Below are 15,297 nucleotides of genomic sequence, written 5' to 3' on the forward strand. Positions count from 1 at the left end.
TTATATATAAATTAGACTTTAATGCACTAAAAATTTGCAATTTTCTATAATTATACGCTATATTACTGCTGTTTATGTATAAAAGTTTAATAAAATAATGTATTTATTATCATATATATTAGGAGGACTAAATACATTACTCCGCCAGTTACGTCTATCAATTAGCTCTATAGAGTTCTATAAAGACATATATCAAAAATATCATGGTTACGGAATAAGATATTTATTTATTGTGTCTTTTATTTCGGCAATAATTTATTGTATCTTTATATTAAATTATTTAATAACCTTGAAAGATAGCTTTAACGGAACAAAACAGACAAAAACTACCGATAATATTGAATATATCATCAATCAATTACCGGAAATGCAATATGCTAATTCACGAATTTCTGTAAAAGATGAAGAACCTATTTATTTATATAATAAGAATAACGATAAAGTAGCTGTTATTGATACAACAAATCAAGTTTCAATTAGAGAAAAAAGCAAGATACCTTTCGTAATTGAAGCAGATAAACTTACAATAAATTTTGCAATAGATAATACTAACAAAAGCTTCCCTCGTACCATTAATTACTCAAGTTTATTTGATCAAAATCAAATGACTTTAACCCCTCAAATAATAAAAAAATATTTCGCCGATAACCTAATGTATTTACCAAATTTATTTATTTATCTTGGTATGCCATCTATTATATTATTTTGGTTCGTAACATTCTTTTTGGAAAGAAGTATTATAATATTATTAGTATGTGTTGCATTAAAATTATTATTTAATAGTGTTTCAGTACAAGATGCTACAAGATTAGTAATGTTTTCAAGTGGAGTGCCGATATTACTGCAACCAGCTGTTCCTTTTATACCAGTATTAGGCATAACATTGCAAATACTTCAAATATTTACCACTGGTCTATTATTTATTGCTGTTTGGCAAATCCATAAGAATAGAAAGTTTTCGAGTTATTTGTAGAAACTCTTCTTCGTTAGAATAATCTAAAGTTATTTTTTCTTTTATCTGATGCTTAAACCAAGTGATTTGTCTTTTAGCATACCTGCGTGTTCGTGTTTGAGCTAAGGTTAGAGCCTCATTTAAAGTTAGTTTATTTTCTAGATAAGCCAAAATTTCTTTTATGCCTACAGCTTTTAAGTTTAGATAGTTTTCAGAATTAAATTGTTTTTTGATTAAAGCAACCTCATCTATTGCCCCATCTTTAAATATATTAGCTAAACGTTCATCAATTGTTTTATATAAGAATTTTCTCTCAGGATTTAAGAAGATAATTTTAAAATTAAATTCAGATAAGATTTGTTCTTTTGGTAAAGTTTGAAAAAAGAAAATAGATTTACCGGTTTGCAGCACTACTTCATAAGCTCTAATTAGCCTTTGAGTGTCTGATTGATTAATTCTAGAGGAAGCAATAGTATCAAGCTTTGTAAGTCTATTATGTAGTTCTATATTGCCTATTTCGTTATGCAGCTTTCTTACCTGCTGTCTTAAATCGTCAGATATATCAGGAATATTATTATATCCAAAAACTAAAGAATTAATATATAATCCTGTACCACCTACTAATATAGGAAGCTTTTCACTAGTGGCTATCTGATTTATTTTTTCTGAAGCAAGTTTTAGATATTTTACTACAGAAAAATCTTCAGTAATAGGCAAGAAGTTATATAAATGATAAGGAATTTCGCTTTTATAGTTTTCCGGAGGGGAGGCGGTAATAATTGGAATTTCTTTATAAACCTGCATTGAGTCGATATTTATTATTTCCCCGTCGCAAGCTTTAGCAAATGCATGACCTAGGTAAGATTTGCCGCTAGCAGTAGGACCACATAATATAATTATATCTTTCTTTTGCACTTAAATAGTAAGTCCATACTTGCTTAATAATTGATTAATCATTGTTTTTAGTTCTTCTAATTTTTTCGCATTACTTGACTCAGCTCTTGCAATAATAGCAGATTCAGTATTAGAGCTACGCAATAACCACCACCCAACTTCCGTATTTACTCGCACCCCATCAATATCATTAAACTCTATTTTATTTTTTAGTAATTTTTCTTTAATTTCCTCAATAATTTGTAATTTTAATTCAGAAGGAACAAAAATTTTAATTTCCGGTGTGCTATAGCTTTTTGGTAGCTCATATATTATTTCATCTAAAGTTTTATTTGATCTAGTTAATAAATCTAAAAACCTTAATGCCGCATAGATTGCATCATCAAAACCAAAATATTTATCGGCAAAGAATATATGCCCGCTCATCTCACCGGCTAGTAAAGCTTTTGATTCAGCCATTTTACTTTTAATAAATGGATGACCAGTTCGCCATATTATAGGTTGTCCGCCATATGATTTGATTCTATCGGCTATAAGCTGGCTAGCTTTTACATCAAGTATTATAGTAGCATTCGGGTTTTCTTTTAGAATATCCTCAGCAAAAATGCATAAAATTTGATCACCAAATAACATCTTACCGCTTGAGCTTACAATGCCAATTCTATCGCCATCACCGTCAAAAGCTATACCAAGATCGCAATTTTGTTCTTTAACTAGTTTAATTAATTCTTGTAAATTATCAGCCTTAGTAGGGTCAGGGTGATGACTTGGGAAATTCCCGTCTATCTTGCTATTAATGATAATGTTTTCATTATTTAAATGATTTTTTAACTCCTCAACAATATTTCCCGTTGCTCCATTACCAGGATCCCAAGCTACTTTTAGGTTGAGGTTAATATTTACTGCTTCTAGAATATTTTTTATATATCTGTCACTAATATTGATTTTATTCTTGTTTACAAGATTGATTTCAGGGGGATTATTACTCCAATCAGTATTTAAAATCTCTGTTAATAAATCCTGTATTTGAGAACCAAAAAAAGATTTGCCATGCTGTATTAGTTTAAAGCCGTTATCATCACGAGGGTTATGTGAACCAGTAACCATAATACTACCAGCTGGTGTAGATTTTTTATCAGCGAAATATAGAACTGGACTTGGGACAACACCAATATTTATAACCTCAGCTCCTCCATTAACCAATCCTATTTCTAAGAGTTTGTAAAGAGCAGGGGAGCTAAGGCGACCATCCATACCGACGCAGATCTTATTATTGCCATCTTTTATGGTCATCTTTGCAAAGCAAAAACCAACCTTATAGGCTACCTCTACTGTTAAATCGGTAAGGATATTACCTCTTATGTCATATGCCCTAAAAATGTCTTTGTTGATTTCCATAGAATTTGCCTTTGTTACATACAGTTCGGGAAACGTCCTCGATGTCATTCCCACGAAAGCGGGAATCTGGATTCTTAGCTGTCATCCCGTGTGCTTATAGTGGGATCGATGACAATCGAGTATATTATAAGCTAAAGCTTTCTCCCAGATAAACCTCTTTAACTTTCTTGCTACTTGCTATTTCTTTACTACTCCCTTCTAGCAGTACTTTCCCTTCAAAAATGACATATGCTCGGTCGACTATGTCTAAAGTATCACGCACGTTATGATCAGTAATTAGAATACCTATATTGAATTCACGTAGGTAAGTAATTAGATTTTTGATATCGGAAATAGCTAGGGGATCAATACCAGCAAGCGGTTCATCAAGCATGATAAATTTTGGTTCTATTGCAAGCGATCTTGCAATCTCAAGCCTGCGTCTTTCGCCCCCTGATAAGCTAGCAGCTGATAGATATTTTAAATGTATTATAGAAAATTTTTCTAGTAAATTATGCGTTTTTTGCTCAATTACTTCTTTATCATTTTCAGATATTTCAATTATAGCTTTAATATTATCTTCAACCGATAAGCCTCGAAAAATTGAAGGTTCTTGAAGAAGGTAACCAATACCAAGTCTTGCTCTTAAATAAATTGGTAAATTAGTTATATTAATATCATTTAGCAATAACTGTCCAGAATCTGCTTTCATTAAGCCAATAATGATGTTAAAACAAGTTGTTTTACCAGCTCCGTTTGGACCAAATAACCCAACTATTTCGCCTTGTTTTACATTAAGAGATATATCGCTTAATATGGTTCTCTTTTTATAGGATTTTGATATATTTTTAACTTGTAAGCTGTCCATTTAATTTATTTTCTTATTATTTTTATTAATAATATCCACATAATAAATAAGTTTATTAGTTTTTAAAATATTATTATTACGTTCTAATACAACATTACCAAGTAAAATAAGTTGTTTATTATCTAAAAAATATTTTCCTGAATCAGCTAATAATAACTCGTTATTTATTTTTTTCTCAACACTCAATTTAGTTGGAACAACTATATAATCAATGGTTTGTTTATTATCTACAGCTTTATAAAAAATATATAATTCTTCTGTTCTAAGTATCGCATTATCAAAATAAACAACGACATTCCCAAGATATTCTGCCTTTTGTTTAACTCTATTAATGGTTAAAGTATCAGATGTAATATGTAAGTTTGAAACTTCTTTATCATCAGCATATGTTGAGATACTAATAGTAAAGAATATTACAAGTTTAATAATCCGATAGATCAATAGTTGTGTAGACATTGCCTTTAAAAATTATAATATTATTGTCGTCTTGCGTGTTAAAACTATCTGAAGTAATAGTAGAGCTTTTATGAAATAATGTAGCAGAAGAGTTGCTAATTATGCTTTTATTTATTAAATCAATTCTTGCATCATTAGTGTCAAATATCATATCTTCAAAATAAAATTTTACATCATTTTTTAAATCTAATATATGCGATTCTTCGTTTAAAAACCCTTCTTTTGCATAAACAGTAACTGATTGGTTTTGATTTACGTTATATGTGCCGTTTATTGTATCTAATTTATATTTGTTATCTGAATCTTTTATAGCCTGCTCAGCTTTGACTAGATAGCTATTTAAATTCTTATCTACTCCCTCAAAAACTGAATCTTTTAATATAATATTATATTTTAAATCAAGGTTTTTTTCTGAAGCTTTTTCTACAATATTAGTATCATTTTCTTCAGTAGGGTGACTACTTTTAACTAATATATATCCTGCATATAAAATTCCAAGTATAATTAGGAAATAAGCAAATTTCCAAAATTTTTTTCGCCTTTTATAAGAAGAGGGCATATACTAATTGACTCCTGCTCGCAATAAATCATGTATATGAGTAATGCCTATAATGATATTATTGTCAACAATAGGTAAATTAGTAATATTTTTAGCTTTCATTAAGTCTAAAACTTCTTTTGCAAATATTTCAGATGAGATATATACAGGGTTTTTAGTCATAATATCTGAGGCTATTTTTAGGTGAATTTCATCGTTAATGTGACGACGTAAATCACCATCTGTTATAACCCCTACTAAATTCTCAGCTTTATCTATTACTAAGGTACAACCTAAACGTTTTTTATTCATAACAATTATAGTTTCAGCAAAAGGTGTATCTTCATGCACTAAAGGTATTTGATCACCGCTACGCATTAAATGTTTAATCTCTGTCAAATTAGCCCCTATGCTACCGCCAGGATGATATGACTTGAAATCATCCTTGGTAAAACCTTTTACTTCATGTATAACAGTCATTAATGCATCGCCAAGTGATAACATTATTAAAGATGAAACTGTAGGAGCACCAATTATTGAAGCTTCTGAATATTCAGGCACTATAAGTAAGAAATCACTATTTGTAGCTAAAGTAGAAATTTTATTCATTGTCATTGCAACAATTTTTACAGAAAAATTTTTGCAATATTTAATGATGTTAAATAATTCCTTAGTTTCGCCAGAATTAGAAAGCATAATTACTAAATCATCTTTAGTAATCATCCCAAGATCCCCATGGCTTGCTTCCGCTGGATGTATATAAAAAGCTGGCATACCAGTTGAAGAAAAGCTTGAGGCTATTTTCTTTGCAATATAACCACTTTTACCTATACCAGTTAAAACTACCCGTCCTTTAAAAGATAGTAACAATTCTACAATTTGGTTGAAGTCTTCAGGAATATGTTCAGATAGCTTTTTTAAAGCACTAGCTTCACTAGAAATTACTCTTTTAGCAATATTTTCGTAATTGTTTATAGGGTTCATTGTAAAAAACTTAATTCTAAATCAGTGCTTTTTGTTTTATTCCTGTCTTTCTATGTCATTTCTGAGTAAGGTTTGCTTGCATGGATCATTTTTCCCTGTCATCCATGATTTATTTACGGAATCCAGTTAAAAATACTAATAAAATTAGTATTTTTTATTATTTTCTGGATGCCGTGGTCAAGCCACGGCATGACAACCAAAGATGCTTTTCGATCCATGCAATAATGCCACCATTGGATGACAATATTACTAGGTAAAATATTTACGTTCTGTAACTACTTCAGTTGTTTCAGCATTATTGTCTTCGTTCCAAGCTCTTTTTTTATCATTCTCCCGTTTTTCAGGTTCTTGGTGTTCTTTAGGATTGTTTTTTGGTTTTGGACTTGCTGAAGATTTATCTTTATCAGCATTCTTAATAGTTAGTTTTGCTTTACCTTTATTATCGAACCCGATAAGCTTAACTTTTACTATATCACCTTGCTTTAAAACGCTGCCGACTGATTCGATTCTTTCTTCTGCAATTTCGCTAATATGAACAAAACCATCTTTATTGCCTAAATAATTAACAAAAGCACCAGAATCTAATATTTTCATCACGGTGCCGTTAAATACTTCACCTATTTCAGGCTCAATAGCAATAGCTTTAACTTTGTCCAAAGCAACTTTTAGCTTATCTTTATCTGAAGCATAAATAGAAACTGTGCCATCATCGCTTATATCAATTTTAGCACCGCTAGTTTCACAAATTTCCTTTATTACTTTACCACCAGGACCGATAATATCTCTGATCTTATCCTTATCAACTTTTAAAGTAGTAGTAGATGGAGCGTTTTTGCTCATCTCATTATTTGGTTTACTAATAACTTTATTCATTTGTTCAAGTATATGCAAACGTCCTGCTCGTGCTTGCTCTAAAGCTATTTGCATTATATCGAAATTTACACCAGATATTTTAATATCCATTTGTAAAGCTGTGATACCTTCGCTAGTACCTGCCACCTTAAAGTCCATATCGCCGAAATAATCTTCATCGCCAAGAATATCAGATAATACCGCAAATTTTTCTTTTTCCTTAACAAGTCCCATAGCAATACCTGCTACTGGTGCTTTTATTGGAACACCAGCATACATTAAAGCAAGTGAGCTACCGCAAACTGTTGCCATTGAAGAAGATCCATTAGATTCGGTAGTTTCTGCAACTACTCTAATAGAATAAGGGAACTGTGTTTTAGTAGGTAATACTGGATTTACTGCACGCCAAGCGAGTTTACTATGTCCAACTTCACGTCTTCCTGGAGCTTTCATTGGCATTGCTTCATTAACAGAGTAAGGCGGGAAGATATAATTAAGCATAAAGTGTTCTTTATATTCACCCTCAAGGCTATCGATTATTTGTTCATCTAAGCTAGTTCCAAAAGTACTACTTACTAAGCTCTGTGTTTCGCCTCTAGTAAATAAAGCTGAGCCGTGAGCACAAGGCAATAATCCAACTTCACAAGTAATTTCTCTTATATCCGTTGTAGTACGTCCATCGATACGTCTATTTTTTTGTAAAATGTTACCACGTAATATATCGGATTCAACAGATTTTAAAGCTGATTCGATTTGGTAATTATTATATTTCTTACTTTCTATATCATCTGCGAAATGCTTAAGTACTTTTTCAGGTATTAGCTCTAAATTAGTACTACGTTCTTGCTTAGACTTAATCGCAAAAGTCTGCTCAATTTCTTTTGCAAATAGTTTTTTGATTTCATTCTTTAATTCAGCAGGGTATAAATCTTGCATTTCAAGCTTTGGTTTTTTAGCTTCAGCCGCAAGTTCTTTAATAATATTTACTACCGGTTGGAAACTGTCAAAGCCAAATTTTACAGCAGCAAGCATTTGTTCCTCAGAAAGTAAATGTGCTTCTGATTCAACCATCATTACAGAGTCGTTTGTTCCTGCAACAACTAAATCAAGCTGGCTTGTCTTTAATAAGTCAAGTGTTGGGTTTAAAACAAATTCCCCGTTTATTAATCCTACTTTACTTGCAGCAACTATTTCTAGATAAGGTGCAGGTGAAAGGCTAAGTGCAGCAGAAGCACCAATAATAGCAAGTATGTCAACTGGTGTTTCAGGGGCATATGAAAGAACAGTACAGGTAACAAATGTTTCATTAACAAAAGCAGGGTGGAACAATGGTCTGATCGGTCTATCTATCAAACGTGATACTAAAACCTCTCGATCTGATGCTTTGCCCTCACGCTTAAAAAAGCCACCTGGTATTTTACCAGCAGCATATGCCATTTCTCTATAATTAATTGTTAGAGGAAAGAAGCCAATACCTTCTTTTGCTTTGGCAGCAGTGACTGCTGTACATAGTAAGACAGAGTTACCCATTTTAACAGTAACTGCTCCATCAGCTTGGCGAGCTATCTTGCCGGTACTAAGTTCAAGAGTCTTTCCGCCCCATTCAACTGTTTTAATTATTTCATTAAACATCTATATATATCTCTTAATTTTTATTTTAGTGTTTTGCGTCATTGCGAGGAGAAACTGTAAGTTTCGACGCGGCAATCTTAGGAATCTTGTGCTTTTTCATGAGATTGCCACGCTCATTTCATTCGCTCGCAATGACGATTTGGTATCCATGCATGGATGACATAAATTCACATAGCAATTGCTCTTCGCAATAACGATTATGTAATTATTTTATCCTTCTAATACTGAGCTTACTTATTAAATCTAAATACTCGCTCACATTTTTTTTCTTTATATAATTAAGTAATCTACGGCGGCGTCCGACTAAGATTAATAATCCTCTTCTTGAGGTATGATCTTTATGGTTAGATTTGAAATGCTCAGTTAAGTTGTTGATCCGCTCAGTTAAAATAGCACATTGTACTGCACTTGAGCCTGTATCATTATCATTTATAGCATAATTTTTAATTAATTCTTGTTTACGTTCTTGTGTAATCGACATCGATCATTTCTCCTTAGTTATTGCGTTAAATTAAATACTCGTAAAGAATTAAAGCAATTCTTGCTTATACTACCAATTGCAAGCAGAACGCCCTTATAGCGAACCCATATAAAATCTGCGTTTTTATCATAATCAAATAGGCATTTTTGACCATATTTAATTTTTTGTGCTTGCTCGTCGTTAGCATCAAGAACCAGGATGTCGTCCAGTATTGCTTCTATCTTTATATTTTTTTCCTCTAGGGAAGTTTTGGTAATCTCAGTAGGAGAATCAATTCGGATAGAATTTTCTTCTTTAAATATTCCAACTTGAGTACGGCGTAATTCTATCACAAATCCTAAACTTTGCAAGGACAATGCCAAATCTTCTGCTAAAGTCCTTATATAAGTACCTTTTGAGCATTCAGCATAGTAAGTAGCGGTAGTATTTTTTTCGTCGTAATTAAGACATTTTAGATCATAAATTGTTATATTACGTGGTTTTAGCTCTACTTCTTTACCATCTCGTGCTAATTTGTACGCTCGTACTCCATTAACTTTAAGAGCAGAGAAAGCAGGGGGGATTTGTGTTATAATACCAATAAATTTAGAGCATATAGCATAGGCACTTTCTTTCGATGGTATATAATCTGTTGTAGCTATTACTTTACCGGCATAGTCACCACTATCGGTTTGTTTGCCAAATTTTACAGTAAAAATATAGGTTTTTTTAGCGTCAATTAACATTTGCACTAATTTTGTAGCTTCACCTATAGCAAGAGGCAGTACTCCTTCAGCTTCAACGTCTAAAGTGCCGCTATGTCCTATCTTAACTTTACCAAGTACTTTTTTTATTATGCTAACAAGTTTAGCCGAGCTTATCCCTTTAGGTTTATAAACATTTAACCAGTAACTATTCATACATTATTTTTTTGAAATGAAGAATTGATAAAAAAGAGAATCAACTTAGAAAAAGGCAAGGAGTCTAAACCCCTCGGAGCGGCAGCAGTTACTTAATACGTGAGCACCGCAGAACTTATTAAGACGACATAGCTAATTTTCAAGTTGATCAAGTATATACTTGACGTGTGTTTAAAAAATCTCTAATATACAATTCTAGCCAATTAGGTTAGACCAAAATCAATGACAATTAACCAAAATAATTTAAACCATTCTTCTACAAATCATAATTTAGATAATTCCCCCCATAAAATCAACAAGTTAATAAATAAATTTTCAGACTATATTTGGCCAATAAAGCGCCAAGAGCTTTCTAAATTTTTATTCATTACTTTACTAATGTTTTGTATTTTATTTATTCAAAATTTAATCAGAGCTTTAAAAGATAGTATAGTTACTACGATGATTGGAGCAGAAACAATTTCCTTTCTAAAGTTTTGGGGAGTTATGCCTTGTGCTTTTTTAATGACGGCTATTTATGTGAAGCTTGTCAATAGAATGAAAGCAGAAAATATATTTTATCTGATTATTTCAATATTTTTAGCATTTTTTGCCCTTTTTGCTTATGTTATTTTCCCAAATCATGAGATATTACATTTAAGTCCAGTTACTGCTCAAAATTTAATTGCAAGTCTGCCTAATTTAAAATGGTTTATTTTGCTTTTGTCGAAATGGAGTTTTTCTCTATTTTATATAATAGCTGAATTATGGCCAAATGTAGCTTTTGCACTGCTTTTTTGGCAGTTTGTAAATAATATAACTACTGTTGAAGAATCGAAAAGGTTTTATCCTTTATTTGGATTACTTAGCCAAACAGGGATTTATTTAGCAGGACAGTTTTTAGAAAATTTAAGTCACATTAATGAGTATGTAGCCGCTAAATTTTCACTACAGGCATCTTTTCATACTCTTTCCGTGCAGATTATATTAACCATAGTATTAATTCTAGGAATAGTAGGTATTAAAACGTTTTGGCTACTAAATCATAAAGTGCTAGACAAAGAGCATATGGCATTGTTGCGTTTTAAGGCAAAGAAAAAAACCATGACAATTGCCGAAAGCTTTCAGATGATCCTTTCTTCAAGACATATTAGATTAATTGCAACTTTACTTATTTGTTATGGTATTGCTATAAATTTAGTGGAAGGTCCTTGGAAAGCAGCAGCCACTAAAATATACAAAACCCCGACTGAATATGCTGCATTTATCGGTAATTATTTAAGTTATACGGGAGCGTTTACCATTCTTTTTGTTGTACTTGGCTCAAATATAGTTAGAAAACTCGGTTGGTTTACGGCAGCTATTATTACTCCTATAATAGTTTTTACTACAGGTATATTATTTTTTACTGTTAATAATTTTGAAAGCTCTGCTGGTTTAATAGTAGCAAGCTTTATTCTTGCCGATCCAGCTTTAATTGCCATAACTATTGGTGCTATTCAAAATGTGCTTAGTAAATCAAGTAAATATACCTTATTTGATTCAACAAAAGAGATGGCTTATGTGCCGTTAGATAAGGAAATAAAAATAAAAGGAAAAGCTGCTGCTGATGTGCTTGGTACAAAACTTGGAAAATCAGGAAGTGCATTTTTACAATCCTTGGTTTTTATTATTTTGCCTTCTGCAAGTTATCAATCTATTTCCGTATGTTTAATGTTTATATTTATAATCACCTGTTTAATATGGTTTTGGGCAGTAAAAGAATTAAACAAAGAATATAAAAAATCTGTTAAACTTTCTCAATAAAAAACAATTTTTTTCTTGCTATTGCTAACAAACTATTATTAGAATTAATGTAATTTAAAATATAGCGTGGAGGTTTTATGAGTAAAGATAATGATCCTAATTTAGAGGAAGTTATAAAAGAGTTTGATCCAGTAGCGAATAAAAAGTTCACTGAAGCAGAAAAGCAAGAACAAACAAGACAAGAGCAAGAGTTGTTTGAGTCTGAGGGAGATAGTCTTTTCACTAGTGGTGTTGATGCTACACCTGCTACTGCCACTTCATTATCCTCGCTTTCAGCTAGTGCTCTAGCAGGAGGTATATCAGGAGATGGCTTTGTAGATCCAATAACTGAAGCTATTCGAAAAGAAATTCTGGAAAAGCAGCGTGATTTAATAAGAAATCAATTACTAAAAGAAAATGCAGAAAATCCTGAACTAAAACCTAATTTTGAAAATGACGAAAAATTTAGAGATTTTTTAAAAACTTTAAATGAAGATCCAAATAAAAGAGAATTATACGATAAAACTTTAGAAAATCCTGAGCTTAAAAAAGGATTAGAAAATATAGAATTAGCAGGCTATAAAAACGTTCATGCATCACATAGTGCAGAAGTTTATCGTGAAAATAAAATTAAAGAAGAACAAGAAGAGTTATTAAGAAAGTATCTTAATAATGACCCTGCTTACTCAGAAGAAGCACAAGATAAAGAAAAATTCAGACAATTTTTAACAAACCTTAATGCAGGGGAAAGACAAGGCTTATATGATAAAGCTTTATCTGACGAGCAATTTAAAGGGCAGTATGAAAACATTAGACAAGAATATGCCAATAAGTATGTTGGCGGATTTAGGTCAATGCAGTGGGAAAATCAAGTAAGTGCAGGGGATCTTAGATCAACTGTAATTAAAAATGGTGCTGGTGAAGAAATTTGTACATTAGCCGAAAAAACTCATAAAACTGCTCCGATGACTGTCTATAAGCAAGATGGTACTCCAGTTACAGTTAATTCTTATAGAACAGTAGACTTTCCTATAAACCTTGAAGGTAAAAGTGGCACAATGCATTTATCGCTTGTTGCACAAAATAAAGAAGGTAAATCTAATAATGCACTACGTTTTACTGCACATTATGAAGCAGATCCGCATCCTGATGGTACTCCTAAATTCAAAGAAATAAGCTCACCGCAACCTATAAAATTTATGGGAAAAGATGAAAATGCAGTAGGTTATATAGAGCATGGTGGAGAAATTTATACGCTGCCTGTAACACGAGGCAAATATGAAGCCATGATGAAAGAGGTTGCAATAAACAAAGGGCAGGGTGTTGATGTCTCACAAACTATAGACCAAGATATTTATAGAGTTCAAGGAGGTGAAAAGTCAATATCTTCACAGCAAATAGATCCAGCAAACGAAAAACCTATTGAAACTAAAAATACAGAGATACCTGAACCTCAATCGGGGATAGCTTTTAATCAAGTGCCTCCTATAACACCTTTTAGTTCAGGGCAAAAGCCTGTGGTTTCACAAATGCCACAACCACAACAAGCTGAGGTTTCACAGCCACAACCACAAAGTATAGTTGATGCAGCAGCAGGCTTATCGCAAGCTATGCAGAACTTATTAGATCAGTTAAATAAAGATTTAAAAAATGAAAATGAGCCAGCTGGTTTAATCGGTGAGGTAGCAGAGAAAATCTTAGGAGAGAAAGAAGCAAACGTTGACCAAAAACAAGCAGGAATTAATACTTTAGCTGAAAATGTATTAGGCAATAAAGAGCTTCCTGAAGAGGTAAGGGTAGAGGGTATAGGTGCTATATTAGAGGCTATAAATAAAGAGGATAATGGCTTATCAGGACCACAAAAAGGAATGCTGCTAAAAGATATGATGACTGCTATTCTAAATACAGATGATTTAGGTTTAGCTTCTAAAAAACAATTAGCAGGAAAGATAACTGACTCTGCTTTAGAGCTTAGTGAGCCAGATGTAAGATGGCAGGCTATTGATGGCATAACTGATGCTGTAATAAACAGTAAGCTTAACAAAGGTGAAAAAGGAGAAGTAGTTGAAATAGTAAGCAATAGGATAGAAGCTTCAAAGCATCCACTTCAAGAGAAAAGCCAATTAATAGGCGATGTACTACTAGATAAGGCTAGGGAAGCAGGAATTCTAAGCCCAGAGCAGCAGCAATTAATACAGCAAAATTTAGATAAAATTAAAGAGAAGCAAGCAGCAGAAGAAACAATAAAGAAAGTACAAGGTATTTTATATGATCCTTTATCTGACGCTGTAAAAAAGACGGATGCAATAAAAACTATCACCACAGATGTCCTAGATGGTCCAGCTAAAGCAGAAGTAAAAGGTGAGATAGTTCAAGGTATTACAAAAGAAGTTGCTCAAAGTCCTTTAGACATTAAGGATAAAGTGGGTATTATTGAGGTTGTAGGTGAGACCATCGCTAGTCATAAAACCATGTCTGTACCAGACAAAGCTACCATTGCTTCGTATACAGAAGATGGAATTGTAAAAAGCACAGCTGAGCTAAAAGATAAGGAATTAATGACTAAAGGTTTGATAGATGGGATTCATAAGGGTGTAGGAAATCAAGGTCCTGAGGTAGCATCTGAAATAACTCAAGGCGTTGTCAAAAGCATTAAAGCTAATGCTGTACCTGAAGAAAAATCTACTCTTGAAAACATAGCCAACTCAGCAATAAAAGAAGCAATATTAGAAAGAGAACCCCAGAATTTAACTCAAGGGTTAAAAGAACAAAATCTAGAACAAGATAAGCCGCCGATAGATCAAACAAAAGAAAATTTAATTAAAGCTGCAAGAGAAACAATGGAAGCTTTGGGAAATCTTAATGAAGCTGCTAAGCCTGGATTTGAAAAAGGATCTGTTGATGATACATCAAAACAGTCAAAAGAACAAACAGAAAAACCTATAGTATCTGAACAAGAAAAAGTTGTACAAGAAACTTCAAGTAGGTTAAATGATATATCTCAATTTATAAGTAAAAAAGTTAATAATCTTCGTAACCTCCTTGATGAACGCGGAAATCTTAAAACTAATGAAGAAAAGAAAGCTGAATCGGAAAAGCAAGCTAAAGATTTAACTGAAAAGTTTAATGAAAAATCTTCTACTAAAGATCAGTTAGATTTCATACAGGCTAATTTAATTGATAATAAAGATTTATCTAAAGATGCTCGTTTAAAAGCTATAGATAATTTATTACAAGAACAGGTGGAAAAAAGAGGGGCAGCTGTTTCAGGGCAATCTCAAGATAAAACAGAAGATGTAAGAACTTTATTAGGAAAGTCTGAATTAAAACCTATAAGTAAAGATGAACCAGATATTGAAAGAGCTAAAATGGTTGTAGGAAAAGATAAAGTTAATATTAAAGATAATGTAGCAATTATGGCAAAATTGACGGATGCAAGAAGTGCTATACAGTTAGAAAATCCTACAGTATCGAATGTCAAAGCTCCTAATAATAAAAAAGGACAATCATTTCCATGATATAAATTTTTAGAGTTGTTGTGTGGATAGAAAACACCCTCGGTGTCATCCCGTGGACAAGCCACGGGATGACACTGATGGT

Annotated in this window: 12 protein-coding genes; 3 read left to right on the top strand and 9 right to left on the bottom strand. The window is 32.3% G+C overall.

Annotation, left to right across the window (positions count from 1 at the left end; genetic code table 11):
• Nucleotides 1-97: 97 nt before the first annotated feature.
• Nucleotides 98-973 carry a DUF1189 family protein gene (locus ACICQC_RS03805; RefSeq protein WP_395477442.1) on the top strand — a complete coding sequence of 292 codons (876 nt, stop codon included), beginning with the start codon at nucleotides 98-100 and terminating at the stop codon, nucleotides 971-973.
• Here the strand turns inward: ACICQC_RS03805 and miaA are convergent.
• The 9 genes from miaA to truB all read right to left on the bottom strand — a co-directional run bounded on the left by miaA (nucleotide 917) and on the right by truB (nucleotide 9,933).
• The gene (gene miaA, locus ACICQC_RS03810) at nucleotides 917-1,867 is read right to left on the bottom strand and encodes a tRNA (adenosine(37)-N6)-dimethylallyltransferase MiaA (RefSeq protein ID WP_395477443.1); all 951 of its coding nucleotides are present in this window, start codon (nucleotides 1,865-1,867) and stop codon (nucleotides 917-919) included. The two genes, ACICQC_RS03805 and miaA, sit on opposite strands and share 57 nt — an antisense overlap.
• Complete coding sequence (locus ACICQC_RS03815) at nucleotides 1,868-3,244, bottom strand: phosphomannomutase/phosphoglucomutase (protein WP_395477444.1); 1,377 nt, start codon at nucleotides 3,242-3,244, stop codon at nucleotides 1,868-1,870.
• A gap of 124 nt (nucleotides 3,245-3,368) precedes the next feature.
• Nucleotides 3,369-4,091: an LPS export ABC transporter ATP-binding protein gene (lptB, locus tag ACICQC_RS03820; protein WP_395477445.1), complete on the bottom strand. Its 723-nt coding sequence runs from the start codon at nucleotides 4,089-4,091 to the stop codon at nucleotides 3,369-3,371.
• On the bottom strand, nucleotides 4,092-4,547 hold the full coding sequence (locus ACICQC_RS03825; RefSeq protein WP_395477446.1) for an LptA/OstA family protein: 456 nt from the start codon (nucleotides 4,545-4,547) through the stop codon (nucleotides 4,092-4,094). It abuts the gene before it with no gap.
• The gene (gene lptC / locus ACICQC_RS03830) at nucleotides 4,513-5,106 is read right to left on the bottom strand and encodes an LPS export ABC transporter periplasmic protein LptC (RefSeq protein ID WP_395477447.1); all 594 of its coding nucleotides are present in this window, start codon (nucleotides 5,104-5,106) and stop codon (nucleotides 4,513-4,515) included. Before lptC ends, ACICQC_RS03825 begins: the two co-directional genes overlap by 35 nt.
• A 3-nt stretch (nucleotides 5,107-5,109) precedes the next feature.
• Nucleotides 5,110-6,069: an SIS domain-containing protein gene (locus ACICQC_RS03835; protein ID WP_395477448.1), complete on the bottom strand. Its 960-nt coding sequence runs from the start codon at nucleotides 6,067-6,069 to the stop codon at nucleotides 5,110-5,112.
• A 249-nt stretch (nucleotides 6,070-6,318) separates the two neighbouring features.
• Complete coding sequence (gene pnp, locus ACICQC_RS03840; protein ID WP_395477449.1) at nucleotides 6,319-8,553, bottom strand: polyribonucleotide nucleotidyltransferase; 2,235 nt, start codon at nucleotides 8,551-8,553, stop codon at nucleotides 6,319-6,321.
• Between the two features lie 205 nt (nucleotides 8,554-8,758).
• Nucleotides 8,759-9,034 (bottom strand): 30S ribosomal protein S15, encoded by a 276-nt coding sequence (gene rpsO, locus ACICQC_RS03845; RefSeq protein ID WP_395477450.1) that lies wholly within the window; start codon nucleotides 9,032-9,034, stop codon nucleotides 8,759-8,761.
• Nucleotides 9,035-9,051: 17 nt separating this feature from the next.
• Nucleotides 9,052-9,933: a tRNA pseudouridine(55) synthase TruB gene (truB, locus tag ACICQC_RS03850; protein ID WP_395477451.1), complete on the bottom strand. Its 882-nt coding sequence runs from the start codon at nucleotides 9,931-9,933 to the stop codon at nucleotides 9,052-9,054.
• A gap of 222 nt (nucleotides 9,934-10,155) precedes the next feature.
• On the opposite strand from truB, the gene tlc4 reads away from it, so the two are divergent.
• Nucleotides 10,156-11,718: an NTP/NDP exchange transporter Tlc4 gene (gene tlc4, locus ACICQC_RS03855; RefSeq protein ID WP_395477452.1), complete on the top strand. Its 1,563-nt coding sequence runs from the start codon at nucleotides 10,156-10,158 to the stop codon at nucleotides 11,716-11,718.
• A gap of 77 nt (nucleotides 11,719-11,795) precedes the next feature.
• Complete coding sequence (locus tag ACICQC_RS03860) at nucleotides 11,796-15,215, top strand: Sca4 family spreading effector (RefSeq protein WP_395477453.1); 3,420 nt, start codon at nucleotides 11,796-11,798, stop codon at nucleotides 15,213-15,215.
• The last annotated feature ends 82 nt before the right edge of the window (nucleotides 15,216-15,297 follow it).

Origin of the sequence: Rickettsia endosymbiont of Pantilius tunicatus (assembly GCF_964291875.1) — a bacterium.
In the GTDB taxonomy this organism is placed as follows: domain Bacteria; phylum Pseudomonadota; class Alphaproteobacteria; order Rickettsiales; family Rickettsiaceae; genus Rickettsia.

Bases quoted from the DNA above. Each gene is read 5' to 3' on its own strand.
- ACICQC_RS03805 (WP_395477442.1), top strand. From the start codon at position 98: ATGTATTTATTATCATATATATTAGGAGGACTAAATACATTACTCCGC.
- ACICQC_RS03815 (WP_395477444.1), bottom strand. From the start codon at position 3,244: ATGGAAATCAACAAAGACATTTTTAGGGCATATGACATAAGAGGTAAT.
- lptB (WP_395477445.1), bottom strand. From the start codon at position 4,091: ATGGACAGCTTACAAGTTAAAAATATATCAAAATCCTATAAAAAGAGA.
- ACICQC_RS03825 (WP_395477446.1), bottom strand. From the start codon at position 4,547: ATGTCTACACAACTATTGATCTATCGGATTATTAAACTTGTAATATTC.
- lptC (WP_395477447.1), bottom strand. From the start codon at position 5,106: ATGCCCTCTTCTTATAAAAGGCGAAAAAAATTTTGGAAATTTGCTTAT.
- ACICQC_RS03835 (WP_395477448.1), bottom strand. From the start codon at position 6,069: ATGAACCCTATAAACAATTACGAAAATATTGCTAAAAGAGTAATTTCT.
- pnp (WP_395477449.1), bottom strand. From the start codon at position 8,553: ATGTTTAATGAAATAATTAAAACAGTTGAATGGGGCGGAAAGACTCTT.
- rpsO (WP_395477450.1), bottom strand. From the start codon at position 9,034: ATGTCGATTACACAAGAACGTAAACAAGAATTAATTAAAAATTATGCT.
- truB (WP_395477451.1), bottom strand. From the start codon at position 9,933: ATGAATAGTTACTGGTTAAATGTTTATAAACCTAAAGGGATAAGCTCG.
- tlc4 (WP_395477452.1), top strand. From the start codon at position 10,156: ATGACAATTAACCAAAATAATTTAAACCATTCTTCTACAAATCATAAT.
- ACICQC_RS03860 (WP_395477453.1), top strand. From the start codon at position 11,796: ATGAGTAAAGATAATGATCCTAATTTAGAGGAAGTTATAAAAGAGTTT.